At 55.5% G+C, this 25,986-nt stretch carries 23 protein-coding genes; 10 read left to right on the top strand and 13 right to left on the bottom strand.

Annotated features, from left to right (window positions below; translation table 11 throughout):
• Window positions 1-52 precede the first annotated feature (52 nt).
• Window positions 53-874, top strand: coding sequence for a protein bax (locus NNN71_RS01590; protein WP_064541098.1), 822 nt, complete (start codon window positions 53-55; stop codon window positions 872-874).
• 58 nt (window positions 875-932) lie between these two features.
• On the opposite strand, the gene NNN71_RS01585 is transcribed toward NNN71_RS01590, so the two are convergent.
• The 5 genes from NNN71_RS01585 to xylF all read right to left on the bottom strand — a co-directional run bounded on the left by NNN71_RS01585 (window position 933) and on the right by xylF (window position 6,971).
• Window positions 933-1,712: a DNA/RNA non-specific endonuclease gene (locus NNN71_RS01585; RefSeq protein WP_271457728.1), complete on the bottom strand. Its 780-nt coding sequence runs from the start codon at window positions 1,710-1,712 to the stop codon at window positions 933-935.
• A gap of 227 nt (window positions 1,713-1,939) precedes the next feature.
• On the bottom strand, window positions 1,940-3,124 hold the full coding sequence (gene xylR / locus NNN71_RS01580; RefSeq protein WP_064541101.1) for a D-xylose utilization transcriptional activator XylR: 1,185 nt from the start codon (window positions 3,122-3,124) through the stop codon (window positions 1,940-1,942).
• Window positions 3,125-3,194: 70 nt separating this feature from the next.
• Entirely contained in the window at window positions 3,195-4,376 is a 1,182-nt protein-coding gene (xylH, locus tag NNN71_RS01575) for a xylose ABC transporter permease XylH (protein WP_163446900.1), read from the bottom strand.
• Window positions 4,354-5,895: a xylose ABC transporter ATP-binding protein gene (locus NNN71_RS01570; protein WP_163446898.1), complete on the bottom strand. Its 1,542-nt coding sequence runs from the start codon at window positions 5,893-5,895 to the stop codon at window positions 4,354-4,356. The genes xylH and NNN71_RS01570 overlap by 23 nt, the downstream gene beginning before the upstream one ends.
• A gap of 83 nt (window positions 5,896-5,978) precedes the next feature.
• Entirely contained in the window at window positions 5,979-6,971 is a 993-nt protein-coding gene (gene xylF, locus NNN71_RS01565; protein ID WP_065357200.1) for a D-xylose ABC transporter substrate-binding protein, read from the bottom strand.
• Between the two features lie 359 nt (window positions 6,972-7,330).
• Here xylF and xylA point away from each other — a divergent pair, with 359 nt between their 5' ends.
• The 3 genes from xylA (at window position 7,331) to NNN71_RS01550 (ending at window position 10,680) form a co-directional block, all read left to right on the top strand.
• Window positions 7,331-8,653 carry a xylose isomerase gene (gene xylA / locus NNN71_RS01560; protein ID WP_163446896.1) on the top strand — a complete coding sequence of 441 codons (1,323 nt, stop codon included), beginning with the start codon at window positions 7,331-7,333 and terminating at the stop codon, window positions 8,651-8,653.
• A 73-nt stretch (window positions 8,654-8,726) separates the two neighbouring features.
• Window positions 8,727-10,181, top strand: a complete 1,455-nt coding sequence (gene xylB, locus NNN71_RS01555; protein WP_163446894.1) for a xylulokinase — start codon at window positions 8,727-8,729, stop codon at window positions 10,179-10,181.
• Window positions 10,182-10,344: 163 nt separating this feature from the next.
• Window positions 10,345-10,680, top strand: coding sequence for a hypothetical protein (locus tag NNN71_RS01550; protein WP_249022611.1), 336 nt, complete (start codon window positions 10,345-10,347; stop codon window positions 10,678-10,680).
• Here the strand turns inward: NNN71_RS01550 and NNN71_RS01545 are convergent.
• Complete coding sequence (locus NNN71_RS01545; protein ID WP_167574838.1) at window positions 10,673-11,668, bottom strand: acyltransferase; 996 nt, start codon at window positions 11,666-11,668, stop codon at window positions 10,673-10,675. The two genes, NNN71_RS01550 and NNN71_RS01545, sit on opposite strands and share 8 nt — an antisense overlap.
• Window positions 11,669-11,838: 170 nt before the next feature.
• On the opposite strand from NNN71_RS01545, the gene NNN71_RS01540 reads away from it, so the two are divergent.
• The 5 genes from NNN71_RS01540 (at window position 11,839) to NNN71_RS01520 (ending at window position 17,675) form a co-directional block, all read left to right on the top strand.
• A complete protein-coding gene (locus NNN71_RS01540; RefSeq protein ID WP_271457727.1) occupies window positions 11,839-12,144 on the top strand; it encodes a YsaB family lipoprotein in 306 nt (101 codons plus the stop codon).
• A gap of 138 nt (window positions 12,145-12,282) precedes the next feature.
• A complete protein-coding gene (glyQ, locus tag NNN71_RS01535) occupies window positions 12,283-13,194 on the top strand; it encodes a glycine--tRNA ligase subunit alpha (protein ID WP_271457726.1) in 912 nt (303 codons plus the stop codon).
• Between the two features lie 9 nt (window positions 13,195-13,203).
• On the top strand, window positions 13,204-15,273 hold the full coding sequence (gene glyS / locus NNN71_RS01530) for a glycine--tRNA ligase subunit beta (protein WP_167574840.1): 2,070 nt from the start codon (window positions 13,204-13,206) through the stop codon (window positions 15,271-15,273).
• A 327-nt stretch (window positions 15,274-15,600) separates the two neighbouring features.
• Window positions 15,601-15,753: a type I toxin-antitoxin system toxin HokA gene (gene hokA / locus NNN71_RS01525; protein WP_122983161.1), complete on the top strand. Its 153-nt coding sequence runs from the start codon at window positions 15,601-15,603 to the stop codon at window positions 15,751-15,753.
• Between the two features lie 302 nt (window positions 15,754-16,055).
• Complete coding sequence (locus tag NNN71_RS01520; protein ID WP_271457725.1) at window positions 16,056-17,675, top strand: ABC-F family ATP-binding cassette domain-containing protein; 1,620 nt, start codon at window positions 16,056-16,058, stop codon at window positions 17,673-17,675.
• A 53-nt stretch (window positions 17,676-17,728) separates the two neighbouring features.
• Here the strand turns inward: NNN71_RS01520 and cspE are convergent, their stop codons facing one another.
• The gene (gene cspE, locus NNN71_RS01515; protein ID WP_035893107.1) at window positions 17,729-17,941 is read right to left on the bottom strand and encodes a transcription antiterminator/RNA stability regulator CspE; all 213 of its coding nucleotides are present in this window, start codon (window positions 17,939-17,941) and stop codon (window positions 17,729-17,731) included.
• 341 nt (window positions 17,942-18,282) lie between these two features.
• A complete protein-coding gene (locus NNN71_RS01510) occupies window positions 18,283-19,656 on the bottom strand; it encodes an MFS transporter (RefSeq protein WP_271457724.1) in 1,374 nt (457 codons plus the stop codon).
• A 417-nt stretch (window positions 19,657-20,073) separates the two neighbouring features.
• Between NNN71_RS01510 and NNN71_RS01505 the strand changes: the two genes are divergently transcribed.
• The gene (locus NNN71_RS01505; RefSeq protein ID WP_163446882.1) at window positions 20,074-20,784 is read left to right on the top strand and encodes a DUF3053 domain-containing protein; all 711 of its coding nucleotides are present in this window, start codon (window positions 20,074-20,076) and stop codon (window positions 20,782-20,784) included.
• 38 nt (window positions 20,785-20,822) lie between these two features.
• Here NNN71_RS01505 and ghrB read toward each other — a convergent pair whose 3' ends face one another.
• The 5 genes from ghrB to NNN71_RS01480 all read right to left on the bottom strand — a co-directional run bounded on the left by ghrB (window position 20,823) and on the right by NNN71_RS01480 (window position 25,978).
• Window positions 20,823-21,797: a glyoxylate/hydroxypyruvate reductase GhrB gene (gene ghrB, locus NNN71_RS01500; RefSeq protein WP_271457723.1), complete on the bottom strand. Its 975-nt coding sequence runs from the start codon at window positions 21,795-21,797 to the stop codon at window positions 20,823-20,825.
• A 21-nt stretch (window positions 21,798-21,818) separates the two neighbouring features.
• Window positions 21,819-23,099, bottom strand: a complete 1,281-nt coding sequence (locus NNN71_RS01495; protein ID WP_271457722.1) for an MFS transporter — start codon at window positions 23,097-23,099, stop codon at window positions 21,819-21,821.
• A 70-nt stretch (window positions 23,100-23,169) separates the two neighbouring features.
• A complete protein-coding gene (locus tag NNN71_RS01490) occupies window positions 23,170-24,108 on the bottom strand; it encodes a sugar kinase (protein WP_167574848.1) in 939 nt (312 codons plus the stop codon).
• A gap of 3 nt (window positions 24,109-24,111) precedes the next feature.
• Window positions 24,112-24,861, bottom strand: a complete 750-nt coding sequence (locus NNN71_RS01485; protein WP_271457721.1) for a sugar phosphate isomerase/epimerase family protein — start codon at window positions 24,859-24,861, stop codon at window positions 24,112-24,114.
• Window positions 24,862-24,961: 100 nt separating this feature from the next.
• Complete coding sequence (locus NNN71_RS01480; RefSeq protein ID WP_223803718.1) at window positions 24,962-25,978, bottom strand: LacI family DNA-binding transcriptional regulator; 1,017 nt, start codon at window positions 25,976-25,978, stop codon at window positions 24,962-24,964.
• Window positions 25,979-25,986 lie beyond the last annotated feature (8 nt).

Below are 25,986 nucleotides of genomic sequence, written 5' to 3'. Positions count from 1 at the left end.
ATTTTATGAAATAAGAAGGCGTTGGAATGATTGCATCCGACCAGGAGACCTAATGATATCGACTCCCATTCGACGATATGGGGCCGCGATACTAATGTTACTCATCTGCACATTTTCAGGTGGGGTGTTCGCAAAAACACACACGGTAACAAAGCATCAAAAAGCCTCGGTAACAAAGACAAGTTTTAATAAGGCCAGCAGTAAACAAGAGTATTCTCGCAATAGTGTAAAGAGTAGTTCACTTCCTGATTTGCGAAAATACCCTTCCGGAACCCCAAGGAAAAGAGCGTTTCTCCGGACGGTAATGCCTTATATCACAAGTCAAAATGCTGCCATTACGGCGGATCGTAACTGGTTGATTTCCAAACAGTACGAAGGCCGTTGGTCGCCGTCTGAACGTGCGCGCCTGAAAGATATCGCCGCACGCTACAAAGTCAGCTGGAACGGTAATACCCGTAAGGTGCCGTGGAATTCGCTGCTTGAGCGTGTCGATATTATCCCGGGCAGCATGGTGGCTACGATGGCCGCAGCCGAAAGCGGCTGGGGTACGTCTAAGCTGGCCCGCGCCAATAACAACCTGTTCGGCATGAAATGCGGCAGGGGCTGTAAAAATGGCGCAGGTTCCGTTAATGGCTACACCAAGTTCGGCTCCGTAAAAGAGTCGGTACAGGCGTATGCCACCAACCTGAATACGCATCCAGCCTATGCCTCGTTCCGTAAGTCACGCGCTCAACTGCGTAAAACGGATCAGGAAGTCACTGCAACCGCGATGATCCATAAGCTGAAAGGGTATTCGACGAAAGGTTCGAGCTATAACGATTACCTGTTCGCGATGTATCAGGATAACCAGCGTCTGATTGCGGCACATATGTAAGCCGTAATTGTCGTCGAAAAAGCACCTCGAGTTCTCTCGTTGGTGCTTTTTTTATGGCTTAAGAACAACCCAGGGCTCGTGCCAGCGTCCCTTTGTGCGTTTTTACGCGTTGGGCGACATCCACGGGTAAGGCAGACCAGAAGGAAAGCCGCGGATGGGTTCGGCGTTCAATGTTGGCGACCGTGACCTGGTAATCGCAAAAACGGGCGTTTTTGGGTGTCGTCTGGTCCATTAAAAACGCGGCATACTCGCCTTTATCGGGTCTGGAGCCAATAAATATTATCTTCCAGTAACCGCTAGGAATTTCCACGTCAGGCGCCGCAGGCAGCGTGGCAATATGGCGCTCGAAAAGCGGCCCGGTGACGGAATAGACCGCCGCCACGCCCTTGCGCTCGACCAACGCGCGCTCGCCATCCTCCAGCCTGGCCCATGCTCCCTGGTTCAGTCCGGATTCCTGGGGGGTGATGTTCGAAAGGTAATTGAGTGTTCGCCAGTCTGCCAGGCCCCCCAGTCCGGCAAGCGGTGCCAGATGTCCGCGATCCACCTGCAACGCTTGGCTTGCGCCTTTGTATGCTGCAGGAGCCAGCGTCTCCGTTGCCGCTAAAGCCGGATCGCGCTGCCAGTGACGGGGGCGGTTGCTGGCCTGGCTGACCTTTGTCATTTTATACGCCACCCAGTTTGCGAATTTACGCTGGCAATTATTATTCAGCGTGTAGGCCTCGCGTTCCAGCGTTTGCGCGCTGCCACCGACGGGGCAACCGGCACCGCAATGATCAGCCGCCGCCGCGCAGGCGGCCACAGTCAGTAGTAAAAAACAGGTGAATCCAGCGATCTTCATTTCATTTATACCGTGATAAATCAAAGGTGTCCGACAGAGAGGTCGAATAGATGAAATGAGAGCGTAAGAAGAGACTGGCAGTGGCAGTACTGGTGCGTATCAACCTGTGATTAACGCTGATATAAGATGGGCTTTTGTGACGGTAAAAATGAGGGAGGTGACGTACGAGTTACCCATTCAGGTACCCCATCAGAGCGAACCGGTGAGCTCTTCTGATGGGGAAGGATTCAAGCTTGAATCAGCGCCTCGCTGTGCTGCTCACGATACTCTTTAGGCGTAGTGTCGTACTCTTTTTTGAACACCGAATAGAAATACTGCAGCGACGGATAGCCGCACATCTGCGAAATTTCGTTAATCGACAACGATGTAGAAACCAGCAGGCTGCGCGCCTTTTCCAGCTTTTCGCTGTGGATCACGGCGTGAATGGTCTCACCGACTTCCTCTTTAAAGCGCTTCTCCAGATTCGATCGCGAGATGCCGACGGCATCCAGCACCTGTTCAACTTTAATCCCCTTGCAGGCGTTATTACGGATGTAGTGCATGGCCTGAATGACGGCAGGATCGTTCAGTGAACGGTAGTCGGTTGAACGTCGTTCCATCACTCGCATTGGCGGCACCAGCACCCGCTGTAGCGGCAGGACTTCATTGTCGAGCAGTCGCTGCATGAGTTTGGCAGCCTGGTATCCCATCTGCCTTGCCCCTTGGGCGACTGACGAGAGCGCCACGCGGGAGAGGTAGCGGGTTAATTCTTCGTTATCAATACCGATGACGCACAGTTTTTCTGGCACCGGAATATGTAAATGCTCGCAAGCCTGTAGAACATGACGGGCGCGGGCATCGGTAACGGCAATAATGCCGGTTTGCGGCGGCAGGGTTTGCAGCCAATCGGCCAAACGATTTTGTGCGTGCTGCCAGTTCTCCGGCGCGGTTTCCTGGCCCTGATAGATAACGCCGCGGTATTTTTCTTTGGCGACAATCTGGCTGAACGCGTATTCGCGCTCCTCGGCCCAGCGCTTGCCGCTGGCGGTGGGCAGGCCGTAGAAGGCGAAACGGTGGACGCCTTTTTCTTTCAGATGCAAAAAAGCGCTTTCAACCAGCGCGTAGTTGTCGGTCGCGATGTAGTGAACGGGTGGATACTGTTCCTGGCGGTGATAGGAGCCGCCAACGCCAACGATGGGGACGTCCACATCGGTAAGCAGCGCTTCAATGGTCGGGTCGTCATAGTCGGCGATGACGCCGTCTCCCAGCCACTCTTTGATGTTTTCGATTCGTGCGCGGAAATCTTCCTCAATGAAGATATCCCACTCGGACTGCGACGCCTGCAAATATTCGCCGACGCCTTCAACCACCTGACGGTCGAAGGCTTTGTTGGCGTTGAATAACAGCGTCACGCGGTGACGTTTTCCAAACATGGTTCAGGGTTCCTCGCGAATCATGAGAGGTGTTGCCGGCTACTGATTCGGCAACACCACGGACAGGCAATTACGCACGCCGTTTGGTCGCTGAGTCCATCCATACGGCAAGCAATAAAATCGCACCTTTCACGATATATTGCCAGAAAGTGGGCACGTCCATCATGCTCATTCCGTTGTCGAGCGACGCCATAATAAATGCCCCCATCACCGCACCGGCAACGCTGCCCACGCCGCCCGCCAGGCTGGTTCCGCCGATCACGCAGGCTGCGATGGCATCCAGCTCGGCGATGTTCCCCGCCGACGGTGAGCCAGCGCCAAGACGTGAGCTCAGAATCAGACCTGCAATGGCCACCATCAGACCATTAATGGCGAATACTGCCAGTTTGTTACGCTCAACGTTAATACCGGAGAGGCGTGCGGCTTCAATGTTGCCGCCGATGGCGTAGATACGGCGACCAAAGGCGGTGCGGGTAGCCATAAACATGCCGCCGAGCAGCAGCAGCGTCAGCAGCAGCACCGGTGTCGGGACGCCGCGATAATCATTCAACAGCCAGATAGCCCCCAGTACGATCACTGCCGTCAGCGCCTGACGACCCACCACGCCGGTGGAGGCAGGCGTTGACAGCCCCATCGACTGGCGGCGCACTCTGCCACGCCATTGCCAGGCGATGAACGCCATCAGCCCGACGGCGCCAAAGGTAAAACCGATGCCGTCTGGCAGATAGCTCTGACCAATTTGCGACATCGCTGCGCTGGTAGGTGACACGGTGGTGCCGTTGGTGATGCCAATCAAGATGCCGCGAAACGCCAGCATCCCGGCGAGGGTGACGATAAAGGAGGGCACCTTACGATAGGCCACCCACCATCCATTCCATGCGCCAAGTACCAGCCCCATCGCCAGCGTCACGATAATGGTGAGCGGTAGCGGCCAGCCGAGCCAGACGTCGAAAATCGCCGCCGCTCCTCCGAGCAGACCCATCATCGAGCCGACGGAAAGGTCTATTTCAGCCGAGATAATCACAAACACCATACCCACAGCCAGGATGCCGGTAATGGCGGTCTGGCGCAGCAGGTTGGAGACGTTACGCGCGCTCAAGTAAGCGCCGTCGGTGGTCCAGGTGAAAAACAGCATGATCACAATAATGGCCGCGATCATGACGAAAACCTGTAAGTTCAGGGATTTTAGCCGCAGCGCCGGGGATGTCGCTGGGGCGGCCAGTTTCATTTCAGACGGATTGTTTTTCGACATGGCGTTCGCTCCTTAAGGCGGCTTCCATCACATTTTCCTGAGTCAGGTTATGGTTCACCAGGTTAGCTTTGAGTTTCCCTTCGTGCATGACCAGCACCCGGTCGCTGAGCCCCAGCACTTCCGGTAGCTCCGACGAGATAACGATGACGGCAATGCCTTGCTGCACCAGTTGATTGATAAGCTTGTAGATTTCATATTTCGCGCCGATGTCGATGCCGCGCGTGGGTTCATCAAGAATCAGGATGCGTGGGTTTAATAACAGACAGCGGGCCAGTATCGCCTTCTGCTGGTTGCCGCCGCTCAGGCGCCCAATGGCCAGCTCCGGCGAAGAGGTTTTCACCTTCAGCCGTTGTATTGATTGCAGGATACACTGCTGTTCTTTGGCATCGTCGAGGCTGCTCAATGCTCCGCTGAAGTCGTTGAGTGCGGCCAGCGTGATATTCTTGCCTACCGCCATGACCGGCACGATGCCGTCTTTTTTGCGGTCTTCCGGCACCATCGCAATGCCGTGGCCGATCGCCTGCTGGCAGTTACGGATATCAACCTGCTTACCGTCGATAAAAACACGCCCCTCCCAGCGGCCCCGCCAGACGCCAAACAGACACTGTACCGCCTCGGTGCGACCTGCGCCGACTAACCCGGCAATGCCGAGGATCTCGCCGCGTTTGAGGCTGAAGGAAATATCGTTAACCCGTTTAATATGACGGTTAACCGGATGCCATGCGGTCAGGTGTTCGACGCGCAGGATCTCCTCGCCCGCGGTATGCGGTTCGCTGGGGTAGAGCGCCGTCAGCTCGCGGCCAACCATCATGGTGATGATGTCGTCTTCCGTCATGTTGCTGGCGTCGCGGGTGCCGATATGCTGGCCGTCGCGGATCACGCAGATTGTGTCGGATATGGCTTTGACTTCATTCAGCTTGTGCGAAATATAGATACAGGCGATGCCATGGTTTTGTAGATCGCGGATGATATCCAGCAGGACGGCAGTCTCCTGCTCGGTCAGCGATGCGGTGGGTTCATCGAGGATCAGCAGGCGCACCTGTTTGTTGAGCGCTTTGGCTATTTCGACCAACTGCTGCTGTCCAAGGCCCAAATCACCGACGCGGGTATCGGGCGAAATCGCGAGATTGACCTGCGCCAGCAGCTTTTCGCAGCGCAGGGTCATGGTGTCGTAATCGAGCACGCCATGGCGGCTGATTTCCGCGCCAAGAAAAATATTTTCCAGCACGGTCAAATGCTTAACCAGCGCCAGTTCCTGGTGAATAATGGCAATACCTTTACGTTCGGTGTCGCGAATGTGCGTCGGCTGTAGCGTCTCGCCGGCGAAAATAATCTCCCCGTCATAGCTACCATGCGGATAAATACCGCAAAGTACCTTCATTAAGGTCGATTTGCCGGAGCCGTTTTCGCCACACAGCGAAACAACTTCGCCTGGGTTTAATCTCAGGCTGACATTATCGATAGCCTTAACCACCCCGAAGGTTTTGGTAATGCTCTTCATTTCAAGTAAATACGACATAAGTACTTGTGCTCCACGTAAGCCTGGCTACCGGATATATCCGGTGGCTACGCTGCCCCGGCCTGATGGCCGGGGCATACTATTCAGAGTTCACTCTTCTTATGGAAACCGTCTTTCACAACGGTATCGTCAATGTTGGTTTTATTGACTTCGATAGGGGTTAACAGGCGCGACGGAACATCTTTCAGCCCGTTATTGAGCGTGGCATCCGATTTGGGCTGCTGACCATTACCTAACTCGACGGCAATCTCAGCGGCACTGTTCGCCAGCAGGGTAATGGGTTTATACACGGTCATGGTCTGGGTGCCATTGAGGATACGTTTCACCCCCGCCAGGTCTGCATCCTGGCCGGAAATGGCCACCTTACCCGCCAGGCCTTGCGCGCTTAACGCCTGAATTGCGCCGCCTGCCGTCGCGTCGTTAGACGCGACAACCGCGTCAATTTTGTTGTTATTGGCGGTGAGGGCATTTTCCATAATCTTGAGGGCGTTTTCCGGCAGCCAACCGTCAACCCATTGATCGCCGACGACTTTAATTTTGCCATCATCAATATATGGTTTTAATACTTTCATCTGACCGGCGCGGAACAGCTTGGCATTATTATCAACCGGCGAGCCGCCCATCAGGAAATAATTCCCCTGGGGCACCTGGTTGACCAGGCTCTGTGCCTGCATTTCGCCGACTTTTTCGTTATCGAAGGAAATATAAAAATCGATATCAGCATTATTTATCATACGATCATAAGCTAATACTTTAATGCCTTCCTGTTTCGCTTCTTTAATGACGTTGCTAAGTACCTGGCCGTTATAAGGAATAATAACAAGGACGTCTACGCCACGGTTGATCATATTTTCGATCTGCGACATTTGCGTTTCTTCATTGCCGTTGGCTGACTGCACAAAAACCTGTGCGCCAAGCTGCTCGGCTTTGTTAACAAAAATATCGCGGTCTTTTTGCCAGCGTTCGAGGCGCAGGTCATCAATGGCCATACCGATCTTAACTTCTTTGGCGCTGCTCGCCATGCTGGTGAGGAGCAATGAGGCGCAGAGAGTGAGGCAAAGGTTCTTTATCTTCATAATCGTAATGCCTTTTGTAGGGATAAGGTGATGAGATTGGCGATAAAAGAAACAGAGATGACTTAACTCGCAGCAATTTTTTAACATGGAGGCGGCGGCTGGCAATTACAGATTTTTATCTTCCTATTACGATATTTCGTTTAATTGCTGATTTATGACCGCGATCTGATTTTCAAAATAGAGACTGAAAAAATTGCGTACATAAAAAGAGGTTGATTCCATTTTATTTTGCGAGCTAGCGCACATTTGTGGATTCTCTTAATAGCAGTGTGAAATAACGTAATTGAGCGACCGCCATTCAGAATTCACTATGACCAGACGAATTATTCCTCGCCGCCTGTCAGATTATGGAGTTCATTATGCAAGCATATTTCGACCAACTGGATCGCGTTCGTTTCGAAGGCCCAAAAACCGAAAACCCGCTGGCGTTCCGCCACTACAACCCGGACGAACTGGTGCTGGGCAAACGTATGGAAGATCACCTGCGCTTCGCCGCCTGCTACTGGCATACCTTCTGCTGGAACGGCGCGGACATGTTTGGTGTCGGCTCCTTTAATCGTCCATGGCAGCAACCTGGCGAAGCCATCGAGCTTGCAAAACGCAAGGCAGATGTCGCTTTTGAATTCTTCCACAAGCTGAACGTGCCTTACTACTGCTTCCATGACGTGGACGTCTCCCCGGAAGGCGCGAGCCTGAAAGAATATCTGAACAACTTTGCGCAGATGGTCGATGTGCTGGCGGAGAAACAGCAGCAGAGCGGCGTGAAGCTGCTGTGGGGCACCGCGAACTGCTTTACCAACCCGCGCTACGGCGCAGGCGCGGCGACGAACCCGGATCCGGAAGTGTTTAGCTGGGCGGCGACGCAGGTGTTCACCGCGATGAACGCAACGCATAAACTGGGCGGCGAAAACTACGTGCTGTGGGGCGGCCGTGAAGGCTATGAAACTCTGCTGAATACCGACCTGCGTCAGGAGCGCGAGCAGATTGGTCGCTTTATGCAGATGGTTGTTGAGCACAAACACAAAATCGGCTTCCAGGGTACGCTGTTGATTGAGCCAAAACCGCAGGAACCGACCAAGCACCAGTACGATTACGATGCGTCAACCGTGTATGGCTTCCTGAAACAGTTCGGTCTGGAGAAAGAGATCAAGCTGAACATCGAAGCGAACCACGCCACGCTGGCGGGCCACTCGTTCCATCACGAAATCGCCACCGCTATCGCGCTGGGCCTGTTTGGCTCTGTCGATGCCAACCGCGGCGACCCGCAGCTGGGCTGGGATACCGACCAGTTCCCGAACAGCGTGGAAGAAAACGCGCTGGTGATGTATGAAATTCTGAAAGCGGGTGGATTCACCACCGGCGGTCTGAACTTCGACGCCAAAGTCCGTCGTCAGAGCACCGACAAATATGACCTGTTCTATGGCCATATTGGCGCGATGGATACCATGGCGCTGTCGCTGAAAGTCGCGGCGCGGATGATTGAAGGCGGCGAGCTGGATAAACGCGTCGCGAAACGCTATGCCGGCTGGAACGGCGAGCTGGGTCAGCAGATTCTCAAAGGGCAAATGTCGCTGCAGGATCTGGCGAAATATGCTGAGCAGAATCAGCTGGCGCCGCAGCACCAGAGTGGGCATCAGGAGCTGCTGGAAGGGCTGGTCAATCACTACCTGTTCGACAAGTAATTCCGGTTAATGCCGTACACCATGCCCGGGGCGCAAGCTTCCGGGCATCGTACCACCTAAAGGAGCAGTTGCGATGTATATCGGCATAGATCTAGGCACGTCTGGCGTTAAGGCAATTCTGCTTGATGAGCAGGGTGCCGTGTTGGCCTCGCAAACGGAAAAACTGACGGTTTCCCGTCCTCATCCACTGTGGTCTGAGCAGGATCCAGAGCACTGGTGGCAGGCGACGGATCGCGCAATGAAAGGGCTTGGTCAGCAGCATAGCCTGCAAGGGGTGAAAGCCCTCGGGATTGCCGGGCAGATGCACGGCGCGACGCTGCTGGATAAGCAACAGCGCGTATTGCGCCCGGCGATTTTGTGGAACGATGGCCGCTGCGCGCAGGAGTGCCAACTGCTGGAAGAGCAGGTAAAAGCCTCACGTAAAATTACCGGCAACCTGATGATGCCTGGCTTCACGGCGCCGAAGCTGCTGTGGGTTCAGCGTCACGAAGCGGAGATTTTCCGCCAGGTAGATAAAGTGCTGCTGCCGAAAGATTATCTGCGTCTGCGTATGACCGGCGATTTCGCCAGCGATATGTCGGATGCGGCGGGTACGATGTGGATGGACGTGGCGAAGCGAGACTGGAGCGATGAGATGCTCGCTGCTTGCCAATTAACCCGCGATAACATGCCCGCACTGTTTGAAGGCTGCGACGTGACCGGGCACTTGCTGGCGTCAGTCGCCAGCGCGTGGAATATGCCTGCTGTGCCGGTAGTGGCTGGCGGTGGCGATAATGCGGCTGGGGCCGTGGGCGTCGGCATGGCGGACGCGGGCCAGGCGATGCTTTCATTAGGGACTTCAGGCGTTTACTTCGCGGTTAGTGAAGGTTTCCTCAGTAAACCGGAAAGCGCGGTGCACAGTTTCTGCCATGCGCTGCCAGGTCGCTGGCACCTGATGTCGGTGATGCTTAGTGCCGCATCTTGTCTGGACTGGGCGGCGAAGTTAACCGGTCTGGGGACAGTTCCCGCGCTGATTGCGGCTGCGGAAAAGGCCGATGTTAACGCAGGGCCGGTGTGGTTCCTGCCGTATCTCTCCGGCGAGCGTACGCCGCACAATAATCCGCAGGCAAAGGGAGTGTTCTTCGGGCTAACCCATCAACATGGTCCGGCCGAGCTGGCTCGTGCGGTGCTGGAGGGCGTAGGATTTGCGCTGGCTGACGGCATGGATGTGGTACACGCCTGCGGCGTGGAACCGAAAAGGATTACGCTCATCGGCGGTGGCGCGCGTAGCGCCTGGTGGCGGCAAATGCTGGCGGATATTTGCGGCAAGCAACTGGATTATCGCACCGGTGGTGACGTCGGTCCGGCGCTGGGTGCAGCGCGTCTGGCACAGCTGGCCATCCATAAAGATCGTCCTTATGCTGACCTTCTGCCGCAGCTGGCGCTGGAGCAGGAACATCACCCGGACACTGAACGCGTTGCGCATTATGCGCCGCAGCGCGAGACGTTCCGCCAGATTTATCAGCATCTGCTGCCATTAATGTCCTGATCGTGCTCCCCTCCCGCGTCATTTCGGCGCGGGTGTTTCCCTTCGATTTCCACTGGCCGCGCCTCTTTATATATTCCGAAACTAGCGCTTTTGCTGTGTTGCTCTGATGTTAAAAATAAATCAGCGGTGATAATGGTGGTGCTATGGATAAAGGAGCTACGTTATGGAAAACATCATCACATTGCCGCGTCTGGCCCTAAGCATGGGGATACTGCTATATCTGGTATGCATCTGGCTGGGCTGTCCACAGTTAGAAGATAAAGCCTATTTTCTGGCGATGCTGGTTATGGGCGTTTTTGCTATTGCGGCCCATCGCCAGGCGGCGGATGCCCGGTTTGCCGGCCTGTGTCGTTTGGTGCTGCTGCTGGCATCTGGTCTACTGCTGGTTGGCGTCTGGAATATGCCGCTGGCGTTGACCTATGAATGCCTCGTCGTGGCGGCATGGTTTGCCTGTATGTACGGCGCGGCGCTGTGGCCGTCGCGGGCATGCGCTAGCTGACCAGCTTACGCTTATCCACGCGCTGGAGCGCGATGGAGAGCAAGAGGCTGCCCGTCAGGGTGATCGCAAACACCCATAGAATATCCAGCGCGGGCCAGTTTTTGAGATCGATATTCCAGCTGCGCAGAAGGTAAATGATAAAGGCGTGAAACCCATAGATGCCCAGAGAATGGCGAGAAATGAAGCCTAATCCCGGCAGAACACGTTGGTTGAGCGTGTTTTTAATCACAATGAATAGCGATGTCGCACAGAGAAACACCATGGGACCGCAGTAGACGTACCAGGTGTCCCCAAAGTTACCGCGCCATTGCAACTCATGCAGCGTGCCGCGCGAAATAATGCCGACTCCGGCGGCAAACAGCAGGCCGCAGATCCACGTCAGCCCCTTGCGGCTGGTCTCCATCATGCCCAGCGCTCGGCCAAGCAGGCCATAAAGCACGTAGTAAAAGGTATCGCCGTTGATGTACAGGTTCACCGGCAGCCAGGTTGCGCCGTCGGTTTTGAGTGGCGGCGTGTTTGGGTTCGCGACAATACCGATGACTACCATCAGCGCTAACAGCATTTTGCCACTGATGGCTTTGACCTCAATCAGCGGTGAAACCAGATAAATCACCATGATGGCGAAGAAAAACCACAGATGGTAGAAAACCGGCTTTTGCAGCAGGTTCTTCAGCGATGTCTCAAGGTTGATATGGGTAAAGGCGGCAATGAAGAGTAGCGCGAGCGCGCTGTAGAACACCAGGCAGAGCGCAATGCGCAGGAAATGGCGCGGCTGTGCGCTGCGCGGGCCAAAAAACAGGTAGCCGGAGATCATAAAAAACAGCGGTACGCTAACGCGCGAGGCAGAGTTCAGAACGTTAGCCAGATTCCAGCTGAGCGGGCTGATGTCGTGTGGGTGGGTCACAAACCAGGTCGTGGTATGGATCATCACCACCATCAGGCAGGCAATACCGCGTAAGTTATCAATCCAGCTAATTTTTTCTTGCATCAGATGCCCTAATCTCCGCTATAAATATATTCAGACCACGCTGCCGCAGCCGCTATTTCACTGGATAATTCTGAGTTTTGCACTCTGTGCTTGTGGAGTTTTGGTGAGATTCGCACAATGCGGAAGTGTGAAAGGGTACAGCCTAAAATAACATCCCGGTAAGATAAATAATGATGATGAAGTCTCTCTCTGCTTTATTGGTGCTAATTCTGCTGGCGGGATGCTCGTCGGCTGAACCGCCGGTGGCGCAAAAAACGCAAAGCGCGAAAATCAATCCTGCGCGCTCGCTGAGCATGGAGCAGCTCTGCAAAGACAACGCGGCGGCACGTTATAATACGGCGGCGCAAAAGATAGACGTGACTGGATTTGAACGTTTCCAGGGCAGCTATGAGCTGCGTGGCTATACGGCACGTAATGAGAGTTTTGTCTGTTCATTCGACGCGGACGGCGGCTTTTTACACCTCTCAATGCGTTAAAACAGGCCCGGTATCAGCAAAATCCGGCCTGTTTTTCCCAATTTTCCCTAAACAACCCCGTTTCATACTGTATATCTCGCAGCCAGCGGGTATACTGACTCCTTCCTTTAAATCCACACGTATCCAGCACGAAATCATATGCAAAAGTTTGATACCAGGACCTTCCAGGGCCTGATCCTGACCTTACAGGATTACTGGGCTCGTCAGGGCTGCACCATTGTTCAACCACTGGACATGGAAGTTGGCGCGGGCACCTCTCACCCCATGACCTGCCTGCGTGCGTTGGGGCCAGAACCGATGGCAACTGCCTACGTGCAGCCGTCCCGTCGTCCAACCGATGGCCGCTATGGCGAAAACCCGAACCGCTTACAACACTACTACCAGTTCCAGGTGGTGATTAAGCCGTCTCCGGAAAATATTCAGGAGCTGTACCTCGGATCGCTGAAAGAGCTGGGTATGGATCCGACCATCCACGACATTCGCTTCGTGGAAGACAACTGGGAAAACCCGACGCTGGGTGCCTGGGGTCTGGGTTGGGAAGTGTGGCTGAACGGCATGGAAGTGACGCAGTTCACCTACTTCCAGCAGGTCGGCGGCCTGGAGTGTAAGCCGGTGACCGGTGAAATCACCTACGGTCTGGAACGCCTGGCCATGTACATTCAGGGCGTAGACAGCGTTTACGATCTGGTCTGGAGCGATGGCCCGCTGGGTAAAACTACCTATGGCGACGTGTTCCATCAGAACGAAGTGGAGCAATCCACCTATAACTTCGAATACGCCGACGTCGACTTCCTGTTCTCCTGCTTTGAGCAGTATGAGAAAGAAGCCCAGCAGCTGCTGGCGCTGGAAAACCCGCTGCCGCTCCCTACCTACGAGCGTATTCTGAAGGCTGCCCATAGCTTTAACCTGCTGGATGCGCGTAAAGCCATCTCCGTCACCGAGCGTCAGCGTTATATCCTGCGCATTCGCACCCTGACCAAAGCAGTGGCAGAAGCTTACTACGCTTCCCGTGAAGCCCTTGGCTTCCCGATGTGCAACAAGAATAAATAAGAGGCGGCCATGTCTGAGAATACTTTTCTGGTGGAAATCGGCACTGAAGAGCTGCCACCGAAAGCACTGCGTAACCTGGCGGAATCTTTTGCGGCAAACGTGACCGCAGAGCTGGATAACGCCGGCCTCGCGCACGGTAAAGTTGAATGGTTTGCTGCGCCGCGCCGTCTGGCGCTGAAAGTGGCAAATCTGGCGGCTGCGCAAGCGGATCGCGAAGTCGAAAAACGCGGCCCGGCAATTGCCCAGGCGTTCGACGCCGAAGGTAAACCGAGCAAAGCGGCTGAAGGTTGGGCGCGCGGCTGTGGTATCACCGTCGATCAGGCCGAGCGTCTGACTACCGACAAAGGTGAATGGCTGCTGTATCGCGCACACGTTAAAGGTGAAAGCACCGAAGCGCTGCTGCCGAACATGATTGCCAACTCACTGGCTAAGCTGCCCATTCCTAAGCTGATGCGCTGGGGCGCAAATGACGTACACTTCGTGCGTCCGGTGCACACCGTGACCCTGCTGCTGGGCGATAAAGTGATTCCGGCGACTATCCTGGGCATTCAGTCTGACCGCGTTATTCGCGGCCACCGCTTTATGGGCGAGCCTGAGTTCACTATCGACAATGCTGACCAGTATCCGCAAATTCTGCTGGAACGCGGCATGGTGGTGGCTGATTACGAAGCGCGTAAAGCCAAAATCAAAGCGGACGCCGAAGAAGCGGCTCGTAAGATTGGCGGTGTTGCTGACCTGAGTGAAAGCCTGCTGGAAGAAGTCACCTCGCTGGTGGAATGGCCGGTGGTGCTGACGGCGAAGTTTGAAGAGAAATTCCTCGCGGTACCGGCGGAAGCGCTGGTGTACACCATGAAGGGCGACCAGAAGTACTTCCCGGTTTACGACAACGCGGGCAAGCTACTGCCAAACTTCATCTTCGTCGCGAACATCGAATCGAAAGATCCGACCCAGATTATCTCCGGTAACGAGAAGGTCGTTCGTCCGCGTCTGGCGGATGCCGAGTTCTTCTTCAATACCGACCGTAAAAAGCGTCTGGAAGATAACCTGCCGCGTCTGCAAACCGTGCTGTTCCAGCAACAGCTGGGCACTCTGCGCGACAAGACTGACCGCATTCAGGCGCTGGCAGGCTGGATTGCCGGCCAGATTGGCGCTGACGTGAACCACGCCACTCGTGCGGGCCTGCTGTCTAAGTGTGACCTGATGACCAACATGGTCTTCGAGTTCACCGACACTCAGGGCGTGATGGGGATGCACTACGCGCGTCACGATGGTGAAGCGGAAGATGTAGCTGTGGCGCTTAACGAGCAGTATCAGCCGCGCTTTGCCGGTGATGACCTGCCGTCTAACCCGGTAGCCTGCGCGCTGGCGATCGCCGATAAGATGGACACCCTCGCGGGTATCTTCGGTATCGGCCAGCATCCGAAAGGCGACAAAGACCCGTTTGCGCTGCGTCGTGCCGCGCTGGGTGTACTGCGTATCATCGTTGAGAAGAACCTCAATCTGGATCTGCAGACTCTCACCGAAGAAGCGGTACGTCTGTATGGTGATAAGCTGACCAACGGCAAAGTTGTTGATGATGTTATCGACTTCATGCTCGGCCGCTTCCGCGCCTGGTATCAGGATCAGGGCTACACCGTCGACACCATTCAGGCCGTGCTGGCGCGTCGTCCGACTCGTCCGGCAGACTTTGATGCGCGTATGAAGGCGGTGTCTCACTTCCGTACTTTAGAGGCTGCATCTGCGCTGGCAGCAGCCAACAAACGTGTATCCAACATCCTGGCGAAGTCCGACGAGACGCTGAACGAGCGCGTGAACGCTGCGACGCTGAAAGAGCCGGAAGAGATTGCGCTGGCGATGCAGGTTGTGGTGCTGCGCGATAAGCTGGAGCCGGTTTTCGCCGCAGGGCGTTACCAGGAAGCGCTGGTAGAGCTGGCAGAGCTGCGTGAGCCGGTCGATGCCTTCTTCGAGAAGGTGATGGTAAACGTCGAGGATAAAGACCTGCGTATTAACCGTCTCTCTATGCTCGAAAAACTGCGCGAACTGTTCCTGCGTGTAGCGGATATTTCGCTGCTCCAGTAACACGAAAGCGTTAAATAAAAACCTGCCAGATGGCAGGTTTTTTTATATCTGCTGTTTTATTACGTGAACCATTAATAATTGTCTGATTTATATTGAATGTAATTGTATTGATAAATAAGAAATATTTTAGGAATACATCAAAATAAGTCTGTGCTTATTTTAAGGTAGAATGCCGGTGGGTGCTTGAGACTGTTTGTCTCAGGTGTTCACCAAAAGGCAGACAGAGAAAAGCCCCACCTGACTCTAAATCAGAATGAGGCCGCCTCTATGCATAGACACCATAAGGGTAGCCTCTTACTTGTTGAAAATCAACACAGGAGGCGAAGGATGCCGCAAAAATCTATGTTGTATAGTTTAATAGTGATATGTCTCACTATTCTATTATTTACCTGGATGGTTCGTGATTCATTATGTGAATTGCATATTAAGCAAGGCCATACTGAATTAGCGGCATCTTTAGCCTGTGATATTAAACAGTAAGGGCTTATGGCGGGGATTATCCCCGCCATTCTGACGGTGTGATGCATTCTCAATGCACCCGATTAGATTGAGCTAAATAATATAAAAGCCTCCTGCATGCGGGAGGCTTTTTTCTTTACGTATCTCATGCTGAATAAAAAATAGTCTTGAAATCCACCGGGCAATACGTTTATCCTTTGCCGCGACGAATCCCTCGTCTCACTGAGGCACACTGAAAATGGACAAACACACCTGCTGAATTCGAATCCTTGCCGGGCACACGCCACGGGCAGGGGAGTTATTGATTTCACTCAGGAGTGCTTATGGCCCATTGTGCGCAATCCCCTTCTTTTATTTTGCATCAAGTCACCTGTCAATTTGCGACGGGCGATACTCTTTTTGGCCCGCTGAATCTGTCGCTGGAGCGGTCGCTGTGCGGCCTTGTTGGGCGTAATGGCGTGGGTAAAACCCGTTTACTGCGCCTGCTGGCGGGTAAAGAACTCCCTTCTGAGGGACATATTGAGTCACTCTCTTCATGGGCATATGTGGCGCAGCAACATGCCATAACCGCTGAGACGACGCTGTCTATGCTGCTCGGCTATGACATGCACTTTGCCGCGTTGCAACGTATGGCGAGCGGTAACGGGCAGGCCGAAGATGTTGAGCTACTTGATGGCTATTGGGATCTGCCCGAGCGCCTGAACACCGCGTTTCAGGCGGCGGGGCTGGGCGGCTTTGACCCGATGCGTCCTGCGATTTCGCTAAGCGGCGGCGAACGGGTGAAAGCGCTGCTCTGCGCGGAGTTTACCTCGGGTGCGGACTATTTACTCCTCGATGAACCGACCAACCACCTCGATCGCTCCGGGCGCGAGTGGTTTTACCGCCAGCTTGATGAGTGGCGAGGCGGTGCGCTTATCGCCAGCCACGATCGCGAACTTCTGGCACGAATGCCGCGTATCCTTGAACTGACGGCTTCGGCCCTACGCAGCTACGGCGGCAACTATGCGGATTATCAGCAGCAGCGTGATACTGAACAGGCGGCGGCGAGTGCGGCGCTGGATCATGCTCGGACCGAACGCCGTCGCGTTCGGGCGCGTTTGCAAAAGGAGCATGATGATTGCCAGCGGCGTTCGGCGAAAACCCTGCGTACCGTAGATAGCCTGAATATCGCTTCTTTTGAACGCGTAAAGTACAAAGGCGCGGCACGCGAGAGGCCTGGCACGTTGCTCAATCAGCATCGGCAGCAACATGTGGCGCTTAATGATGCGGTGACACAGGCGCGAGAGCGTGTGGAAGACGACGCTCCGGTCATGTTTACCCTACCCGGAAGCCAGGTGGCGGCGGGCAAGCAGGTGTTGGTGCTGGAGTCGTTGCAATTGGCTCATTCGTCGACGCCGCCTCTCAACTGGCGGCTGGACGGCCCGATGCGTGTGGCGCTTCGCGGCCCCAACGGTTGTGGAAAAACGACGTTGCTGAAAACGCTAATGGGACTGGCGCCACCGCTGAGCGGGTGTTGTCAGCTATCGGTGAATACGGCCTGGCTGGATCAACATCTTACCCAACTGGATCTTTCACTCTCCGTCATGGCGCATCTGCGGGCGGGAGAAACGCCATTGGAGGAGGGCGCGTTGCGGACCCGGCTGGCACAGCTTCAACTGGGAGCAGATAAGGTTAATCTGCCGCTGGCGGCGCTGAGCGGCGGCGAACGCTTAAAGGCGGCGCTGGCTTGTGTGTTGTGGCGTCGGGCATCGACGCAGCTTTTGCTGTTGGATGAGCCCACCAACCATCTCGATCTGGCATCGGTGCAGGCGATTGAGGCGGCGTTAGCGGGGTTTCCCGGCGCGATGATTGTGGCGTCGCACGATGAGGCGTTTTTACAGGGGTTGCGGCTGACACACAGCCTGACGTGGCAAGAGAGCGGCTGGATTTTTACGGCGTTATAAATAAAAAAATCCCCGCCATAAGGCAGGGATTTATAATTCTTAGCGGCGTGAACTTACAGAGAAGTTACGTTGCCAGCTGCCGGGCCTTTAGCGCCGTTTTCGATGGTGAAGGAAACTTTCTGACCTTCGTCCAGGGATTTGTAGCCATCGTTCTGGATAGCAGAGAAGTGTACGAACACGTCTTTAGAACCATCGTCAGGAGTGATGAAGCCGAAACCTTTGTCAGCGTTGAACCATTTTACGATACCAGTCATTTTACCGGACATAGAAATTACCTTTAAAAATTAAGTGAGCCTTACGGCGATATGGCATGCTTTACAGAATTTAAAGCGTAAAGGAAATGTCGCTACGAGGGGTACCAATGGATAACCTTGAAGGGAACTGCTTTACTCAACTGCTTTGTGGTCTGTATGTCAAACCGTGGAGGCATTAACGCATACTTCAGGTCTTAAAAGCAAACGTTATCTGCCCATATTTTTCAACGGACCGGGAACATTCGGCGATCAAAATCACGCTAATATACTGATAAATAGGTAGACTTAGGCTTAGATGGGCGTTTGTAAAAAAGCGTCATGAAACCCCGGCAGACTGGCTGCCGGGGTAAAAATTAGACTTTTTGCGCCGACTCCGGCAGCGATGCCGGGCCACTGGCACCTTGATTCTGCTGACGTTTACTGGCCACGTGTTTGATCATCAGCGCAATCGCGGACAGCACCGCCGGGATAGCCAGCAGAGCGAAAATGGTTTTAAAGGACAGTTCGGCCTGCATCAGGAATGCGCCGCTGAAAGCGCCAAGAATCCCCCCGAAGCGACCCAGTCCCAGCATCCAGGCGACGCCGGTGGCGCGCCCCTGCGTTGGGTAGAATCCAGCGGCCAGCGCGGGCATTGAAGACTGCGCGCCGTTCATGATGGTGCCGGCGATAAATACCATCACGCCCATCAGCACCAGGCTGCTGGTTGAGAAACCTACCAGGCAGACAAAGACGCCGGTCAGCAGATATCCTACTGCCACCACCTTATTCGGGTTAATTTTGTCCATCAGCGCGCCCAGTACCAGCACGCCAATACCGCCGCCCAGTGGGAACAGAGCGGTAATCACCGAAGCCTGGCTCAGGGTCGCGCCGGTTTCGCGGATCAGCAGCGGCAGCCAACTGGTCAGCAGATAGAAAATCAGCAGCCCCATGAAGTAGGTCAGGCACAGCATGATGGTGCCCACAAGGTAGCGTGGGGAGAAAATCACGCCCAGCGCGGATTGTTCCTTCACCTGGCCGGCCTCCTGCAACACAAAGTGGGTATTGTCAGGTAACGGCGCGATACGGCGCAAAATACGGGCTATCTGTTGTTGAGGCTGGTTTTTTACCGCCAGATAACGCGCGGACTCCGGCAGCAGGAAGATGAGCGCTACAGCCAGCGCCAGCGGCATCACGCCACCGAGAATCAGCACGCTCTGCCAGCCATAGTGTGGGATCAGCCATGCGGAGATAAAACCGCCCATTGAGGAGCCAATCGGGAAGCCGACGAACATCAGGTTCACCAGCAGCGCGCGGCGGCGTTCCGGTGCGTATTCGCTCATCAGCGTCGCGGCGTTTGGCATTGCAGCCCCCAGCCCCAGGCCGGTTAAGAAGCGCAGGATGGTCAGTTGCGTCAGCGAGGTGGCGAACGCGGTAATCAAACTGAAGCCGCCAAAGACCAGAATGGACAGGACCAGCACTTTTTTACGGCCGATACGGTCAGCCATTGGGCCTGCGGTTAATGCGCCCACGGCGAGACCAACCAGCGCGGCGCTCATTACAGGGCCGAGATCGGACTTCTGCACGCCCCATTCTTGTACCAGGTCAGAGGCAATAAAGCCGATAATGGCGGTATCAAATCCATCCATAGCGACGGTCACAAAGCACAGCACCAGTATCATCCACTGGTACTTCGAGAAAGGATGGCGGTTGATAAAAGCCTGAATATCCGTTGTTGTCTGTGTTGTCATGCGGTAATTCCTGCTAAGCGTTGTCAGAGAGCGGGTTTATCCTCTTGTCTCTCTCACGGGTAATGAGGTGTTTGGGCGATTATCGAACGTATTGTCGTTAATCGTTCATTTAATCAAATCACTTACCCGGCCTTCCCACAACGTGCCGCCCGGCGGAAGTGTGCGATTATCGTTCCCTGTGCCCACGAGGAAACGCTGATTTAACTAAAAGTTATTGAATATCATTATATTAGAGTGCTTTTTCTTATCTGATTTCATTGCCATAAATGTGATGAATGCAACAGCTTATTAACATTTCTACCGAACGACAGGAGAACGCATGAAAAAGGTATCTTGCGGCGCGGCTCTGGACTATCCTTGTCACCGTCAGGCACGCGTGTGCCGGTTTGCGCTTTTTTTGGCTGAAGGAGTAAGAAAATGGCGACAGGAAAGTCCTGCTCTCGCTGGTTTGCGCCTGTTGCGGCGTTGTTGATGGTTGTTAGCCTGAGTGGGTGTTTTGATAAGGAAGGCGATCAGCGTAAAGCATTCGTCGATTTCCTGCAGAATACAGTAATGCGTGGCGGTGAACGTCTGCCAACGCTGACCGCTGACCAGAAAAAACAATTCGGTCCGTTTGTGTCCGACTACGCCGTCATTTATGGCTATTCACAGCAGGTGAGTCAGGCGATGGACGCGGGTCTGCGTCCGGTTGTTGATAGCGTGAACGCTATTCGCGTACCGCAGGATTACATGACGCAGCGTGAGCCGCTGCGTCAGGCAAATGGTTCGCTGGGCGTACTGAGCCAGCAGCTGCAAAACGCCAAAATGCAGGCTGATGCCGCGCACGCTGCGCTGAAGCAGGCGGACGATCTGAAGCCGGTCTTCGATCAGGTTTATAGCAAAGTGGTTACCGCCCCGTCGCAGGCGCTGGAGCCGCTGATCCCTGCCGCGCAGGTCTTCACTCAGCAGTTGGTGCAGGTTGGCGACTTTGTTGCTCAGCAGGGCACGCAGGTGAGCTTCGTGGCGAATGGTATTCAGTTCCCGACGTCACAGCAGGCAAGCCAGTATAACTCGCTGATTGGCCCGCTAGCCGCGCAGCACCAAGCCTTTAGCCAGGCCTGGACGGCAGCAGTAAACGCCACGAAATAAGCATAATGACAGCCCGGCACCCGCCGGGCTGTGTCGTTTTATCCCGCAACCTGCGGGTTCACGCAGTTCTTCTCTACCTTCCCTTGCAGCGCATCAATCAGGTTATTTACCGCGCAGGCCGCCATGTTGTAGCGGGTTTCGTGCGTCGCGGAGCCAATGTGCGGCAGGGCGACGACATTGGGCATCTTCAGCAGCGGGGAGCTGGCTGGCAGCGGTTCCTGCTCGAACACGTCCAGACCGGCGGCGTGAATATCGCCGTTACGCAGCGCGGAGATCAGCGCCTTCTCATCAACCACCGGGCCACGGCCCGCGTTGATAAAGATGGCGGAGGACTTCATGCGGGCAAACTGCTCTGCGCCGAACAGATGGTACGTTTCGTCGGTCAGCGGCAGGATCAGGCAGACAAAATCGGCTTCATCCAGCAGCGTGTTGAGGTCGCAGTAGCGAGCGTTGAAACGCTCCTCTGCTTGCTCATGGCGACGGCGTGCGTTGTAGAGAATCGGCATATTGAAGCCGAAATGGGCACGCTGTGCCAGCGCCATCCCGATGCGGCCCATGCCGACAATCCCCAGCGTCTTATGGTGTACATCGATACCAAACCAGTCCGGCCCGATGCTCTTCGTCCACTCACCGCCCTTCACCCGCTCGGCCACTTCGACCACTCGACGGGCGGAGCTGAGTACCAGCGCCATCACCGTGTCGGCGACCGTTTCGGTCAGTACCGTCGGCGTGTGCATCAGCAGTACGCGACGGGCGTTGAGCGCCTCGACGTCAAAATTATCGTAGCCCACGGAGATGGTGGACGTCGCGCGAAGCTTCGGCATCTTCTCCAGCAGGGCGGTATTGACGGTTTCGCTTGAGCCCAGCAGACCTTCCGCGTTGGCGAATGCCTGAGCGTGTTGCGCCACCGTCTCCGGGCGTAGGTTAGGTACCTGGGTAACGGAAAAATGTTCTTCCAGGCGACGTAGCAAATCGTCAGGTAACGCTTTGTAGAGAATAATGGACGGCTTCATGCGAATCTCCGTGAGTTAAATTTAAGCGTGGCGTGCGCCAACGGGTAGCGATTGATTATGAGCAGGCTTAACAATCAAAGTTAGCCATACTGAGGCAAAAAGCGCTATCCCCATAAAAATGTAAGATGCCGACGGGCTGCCGGTAGCGCCGTTGAGATAGCCGACGAACCACGAGCCGAAGAATGAACCCAGTGCGCCCATGCTGTTAATCAGCGCCATTGCACCGCCTGCGACGTTGCGCGGTAGCATCTCAGGAATGATGGCGAAGAACGGGCCGTACGGGGCGTACATTGCGGCACCGGCAATCACCAGCAGAATATAAGAAAGCCAGAAGTGATCGGCGCCGACGGCCCAGGAGCCGATAAAGGCAAAACCGGCAAGCAGCAGCAGCGGCCAGACGAACAGGCGGCGGTTCTGCAATTTATCAGAGGCCCAGGACACCACGATCATCGCCACCGTAGCGGCCAGATACGGCACGGAAGAGAGCCAGCCCACTTCGACCATCCCTAAGTTCGCGCCGCCGCTGCGGATGATGGATGGCAGCCACAGTACGAAACCGTAGACCCCGATGCTCCAGGCAAAATACTGCATGCACAGCAGAATCACATTCCGTGAACGGAAAGCTTCGCCGTAGTTGCGAACGGCCTTAATTCCCTGCTGTTCGCGTTCCAGCTGCGCCTGAAGCGCGGCTTTTTCCGATTTGTTCAACCAGCCGACCTGTGATGGCTTATCTTTTACCAGCACCCACCAACAGAAGGCCCAGATGACCGCCGGAAAGCCTTCGATAATAAACATCTCGCGCCAGCCGAGCGCCTGAATCAGATAGCCCGATACCACCGACATCCACAGTACCGTGACCGGGTTGCCAAGGATGAGAAACGTGTTGGCACGTGAGCGTTCCGACTTCGTAAACCAGTTGCTGATGTAAATCAGCATGGCAGGCATGACGGCGGCCTCGACGACGCCGAGAATAAAGCGAATTGCCGCCAGCGCCGGAATATTGGTGACCATCCCGGTCAGCGAGGCACAGACGCCCCACAGCACCAGGCAGGTAAAGATCAGCTTACGTACGCTGCGGCGTTCGGCGTAGATGGCGCCGGGAATCTGGAAGAAGAAATAGCCGAGGAAGAACAGGGCGCCCAGCAGGGAGGAGATCCCTTTGGTAATGCCCAGATCTTCGGTGATCCCGGCGGCGGAGGCGAAACTAAAGTTCGCGCGGTCAAGGTACGCCAGGCTGTACGTGATAAACACGATCGGCATGATGTACCACCAACGTTTTGCTGCGTTTGTTGAGCTGTTCATAGGCCTGCCTCTATTGTCGCTTCGCCGCCGCTGTATGTAGGGTACAGGGTGGCACTATCGTAACGTGACGTTATTCGCCTAACGCTTCACGCGTGGGTAAACCTTCACTGTCGCCCTGAACCTGAATGGCCAGCGCGCCAATTTTATTGCCTCGGGTGACGGCCTGATGCAGCGAGCGGCCTTCCAGCAGCGCGCTGATGACGCCGACGGCAAAACCGTCCCCGGCACCGACGGTGTCGACCACGTTATCCACTTTTACCGGGGCAACGTTGCCTTGTTCACCGGAGGCTGTTTTGTACCAGGCACCGTCAGCGCCCGTTTTCAGCACCACCGCTTTCACCCCCTGATTGAGATAGAAATCGGCGATGCCTTCCGGCGTCTGCTGTCCGGTTAAAATCATGCCTTCTTTCAAACCGGGTAAAACCCAGTCAGCCTGGAACGCAAGCTGGTTGAGTTTCTCCACCATTTCCGCTTCGCTTTTCCACAGCACCGGACGCAGGTTCGGGTCGAAGGAGAGGGTTTTGCCCTGCGCTTTCATCGTGCGGGCCGTGTGGTCCAGCAGCGCATAAGAGCTGGCAGAGAGCGCCGCCGCCACGCCGCTTAAGTGCAGGTGGCGGGCGCTGGCGAAGTATTCATCGTGATAATCGGCAACGGAGAGATGGCTGGCAGCGGAGCCTTTGCGGAAGTACTCCACAATGGGATCGGTTCCATTTTCGACTTTAGATTTTAACTGAAAGCCGGTTGCATGCTGCGGGTCGATGGTGACGCCGCAAGCATCAATACCTTCTTTTTTCAGCGAGTTAAGGACAAAGCGTCCAAAGCTATCGTTGCCCACGCGACTGACCCAACCCACCTTCAGCCCCAGGCGCGCCAGACCGGTGGCCACGTTCAGCTCCGCTCCCGCCACGCGCTTGATAAAATGCTCCACGTCGGCCACGTCGCCGGTTTGCGTCGCCACAAACATCGCCATCGCTTCGCCGATGGTGATGACATCCAGGGAATGTTTCATCGCTTACTCCTTACGTAATAGTTCGACATAGCGGCGGGTAACCGCAGCCAGGTCGGCCCCTTCCAGCGGAAACTCAATGCCACGCGGCACATCGATCGGGAGCTGGTTTAGCAGCGCCAGCCAGCGGGCGTCGGCCTCATCGGGCGGAACCGCGCGGTAGCTGTCGTGATGCGGCACGGCGGCTTTGACGTGGATATAACCGACTGACGGCGCCAGCTGCTCCGCCGCCGCTTCTGGCGTATCGCCGACCCACAGCCAGTTGCCCATATCGAACGTGAGCTGTACGGGAAGTTTCTGCATATGGCAGGCGGCGTTGAAACGTTGCATTGGCGGCAGGCGTCCACAGGACGTTTGATCGTTCTCGACCACCAGTTTCATGGCGCTACTTGCCAGCCAGTCGCGTAGCGTGTTGAACGACTCGGTATGGCGAAAGTGGCCCAGCGACACTTTCAGCCACAGCGCACGCAGCGTGGTGGCTTCCTGAAGCAAAGCGGGGAGCAGAGGATTAAGGGAACCATCGGCCATAAACAGCGCTTCGGGCGCGGAGTAACAGGCCTGCAGGCCGGATGATTGAATCGCCGATGCCAGCGCGGGCAGCGTCTGAAGCTCTGCGGGGGTAAACATCTCGCGGCGGATTTCTACGCCGTCAGCTCCGGCTGCGGCGATGATGGGCAGCATGGCTGCTTGCCCGCCTGCGCTGCGTACCGCGTCGTGGCCATAAGCGGCGGTGACCACCATAATTTTTCTTTGCATAGGGACTCCGAATCTAACGCTATGTCTAATACGCTAGATGGAATCGGTTCCAAAGAAAATCTCACTGTGTTGAATTTATGATCGCCATCACGAAGGAAGATTAACGGGCCGTGGAACCGCGCACGATCAGCTCGCCGGAAAAGACCTGCTCATGAATGGCATCCGCCGCCCCTTCAATGCGCCGCACCACCTGCTCTACGGCGGCGTAGCCAATCTGCCAGGTCGGCTGCTTGAGGGTGGTAATGCCCACGCCCGCCAGTTCGGCCCATTCCAGTTCGTCAAACCCCAGCAGGCCGATGTCGCTGCCCCAGTTCAGGCCGATGCGCTTGAGCGAACGTGCAACCTGAAGGGTCAGCGCGCCGTTGGCGGAGATCACCGCTTTACGCATTCCGCGGTGCTGCTGGTGGAACTGACGCAGCGTGTTATCAAGCTGAGTGTTCTCTGCCAGCGGCACTTCGGCATTTTCGGCGACGACGCCGGGATAGCGGGCCAGCGTGGCGCGGAAGGCGCTCAGGCGTTCGCGCCGGGTGTTAACGGTGCCTAGCGGTTCGCTGAGGAACAGCAGCGCCTCAAATCCTTGCTCAATCAGGTGTTCAGTGGCGGTGGTAGCGGCCTGAGTGTTATCGAGCCCGACCACATCGCAGGCGAAGTCCGGAATTTTACGGTCGATTAGCACCATCGGTAGCGCGGACTGCTGCAAACGTTGCAGCCCCTCTTCACGCATGCCGACGGCGTTGACGACAATTCCTTCGACCTGATAGCTGCGCAGCAGATCAAGATAGTGCAGCTCCTGGTCCACCTCGTTATTGGTGTTACACACCAGCGGGGTGAAGCCTTTTTCGCGGCAGGCGGCTTCAATGCCGCTAAGCACATTGACGGAGTAAGGGTTGGTGATATCGGCAATGATCAGGCCTATCAGACGGGTGCGCCCGCGCTTCAGGCTGCGGGCCATCAGGCTTGGGCGATAGTCGAGCTCGGCAATAGCGGCTTCAATGCGGGCCAGCAGCGCGTCGGAGAGCAGATGCTTCTCGCCGTTAAGGTAACGGGAAATGCTGGTTTTGCCGGTTTTCGCCGCTTTTGCCACATCGCTGATGGTGGGGCGCGCTGATTTTGCCATGGGAAGGT

The organism is Kluyvera sp. Awk 3, assembly GCF_028069715.1.
GTDB classification, from domain to species: Bacteria; Pseudomonadota; Gammaproteobacteria; order Enterobacterales; family Enterobacteriaceae; genus Kluyvera; species Kluyvera georgiana_A.
The sequence above is the reverse complement of the archived record's forward strand: the minus strand, read 5'-3'. Positions and strand labels throughout refer to the sequence as shown.

Excerpts from the sequence above, each read along its gene's own strand:
- NNN71_RS01550 (WP_249022611.1), top strand. The coding sequence starts at position 10,345 with ATGGAAAACATCATCACATTGCCGCGTCTGGCCCTAAGCATGGGGATA.
- xylR (WP_064541101.1), bottom strand. The coding sequence starts at position 3,124 with ATGTTTGGAAAACGTCACCGCGTGACGCTGTTATTCAACGCCAACAAA.
- xylA (WP_163446896.1), top strand. The coding sequence starts at position 7,331 with ATGCAAGCATATTTCGACCAACTGGATCGCGTTCGTTTCGAAGGCCCA.
- xylB (WP_163446894.1), top strand. The coding sequence starts at position 8,727 with ATGTATATCGGCATAGATCTAGGCACGTCTGGCGTTAAGGCAATTCTG.
- NNN71_RS01520 (WP_271457725.1), top strand. The coding sequence starts at position 16,056 with ATGGCCCATTGTGCGCAATCCCCTTCTTTTATTTTGCATCAAGTCACC.
- NNN71_RS01570 (WP_163446898.1), bottom strand. The coding sequence starts at position 5,895 with ATGTCGTATTTACTTGAAATGAAGAGCATTACCAAAACCTTCGGGGTG.
- xylF (WP_065357200.1), bottom strand. The coding sequence starts at position 6,971 with ATGAAGATAAAGAACCTTTGCCTCACTCTCTGCGCCTCATTGCTCCTC.
- NNN71_RS01585 (WP_271457728.1), bottom strand. The coding sequence starts at position 1,712 with ATGAAGATCGCTGGATTCACCTGTTTTTTACTACTGACTGTGGCCGCC.
- NNN71_RS01540 (WP_271457727.1), top strand. The coding sequence starts at position 11,839 with ATGATGATGAAGTCTCTCTCTGCTTTATTGGTGCTAATTCTGCTGGCG.
- glyS (WP_167574840.1), top strand. The coding sequence starts at position 13,204 with ATGTCTGAGAATACTTTTCTGGTGGAAATCGGCACTGAAGAGCTGCCA.
- hokA (WP_122983161.1), top strand. The coding sequence starts at position 15,601 with ATGCCGCAAAAATCTATGTTGTATAGTTTAATAGTGATATGTCTCACT.
- NNN71_RS01495 (WP_271457722.1), bottom strand. The coding sequence starts at position 23,099 with ATGAACAGCTCAACAAACGCAGCAAAACGTTGGTGGTACATCATGCCG.
- NNN71_RS01590 (WP_064541098.1), top strand. The coding sequence starts at position 53 with ATGATATCGACTCCCATTCGACGATATGGGGCCGCGATACTAATGTTA.
- NNN71_RS01485 (WP_271457721.1), bottom strand. The coding sequence starts at position 24,861 with ATGCAAAGAAAAATTATGGTGGTCACCGCCGCTTATGGCCACGACGCG.
- glyQ (WP_271457726.1), top strand. The coding sequence starts at position 12,283 with ATGCAAAAGTTTGATACCAGGACCTTCCAGGGCCTGATCCTGACCTTA.
- NNN71_RS01480 (WP_223803718.1), bottom strand. The coding sequence starts at position 25,978 with ATGGCAAAATCAGCGCGCCCCACCATCAGCGATGTGGCAAAAGCGGCG.
- NNN71_RS01490 (WP_167574848.1), bottom strand. The coding sequence starts at position 24,108 with ATGAAACATTCCCTGGATGTCATCACCATCGGCGAAGCGATGGCGATG.
- cspE (WP_035893107.1), bottom strand. The coding sequence starts at position 17,941 with ATGTCCGGTAAAATGACTGGTATCGTAAAATGGTTCAACGCTGACAAA.
- NNN71_RS01510 (WP_271457724.1), bottom strand. The coding sequence starts at position 19,656 with ATGACAACACAGACAACAACGGATATTCAGGCTTTTATCAACCGCCAT.
- NNN71_RS01505 (WP_163446882.1), top strand. The coding sequence starts at position 20,074 with ATGGCGACAGGAAAGTCCTGCTCTCGCTGGTTTGCGCCTGTTGCGGCG.
- NNN71_RS01545 (WP_167574838.1), bottom strand. The coding sequence starts at position 11,668 with ATGCAAGAAAAAATTAGCTGGATTGATAACTTACGCGGTATTGCCTGC.
- ghrB (WP_271457723.1), bottom strand. The coding sequence starts at position 21,797 with ATGAAGCCGTCCATTATTCTCTACAAAGCGTTACCTGACGATTTGCTA.
- xylH (WP_163446900.1), bottom strand. The coding sequence starts at position 4,376 with ATGTCGAAAAACAATCCGTCTGAAATGAAACTGGCCGCCCCAGCGACA.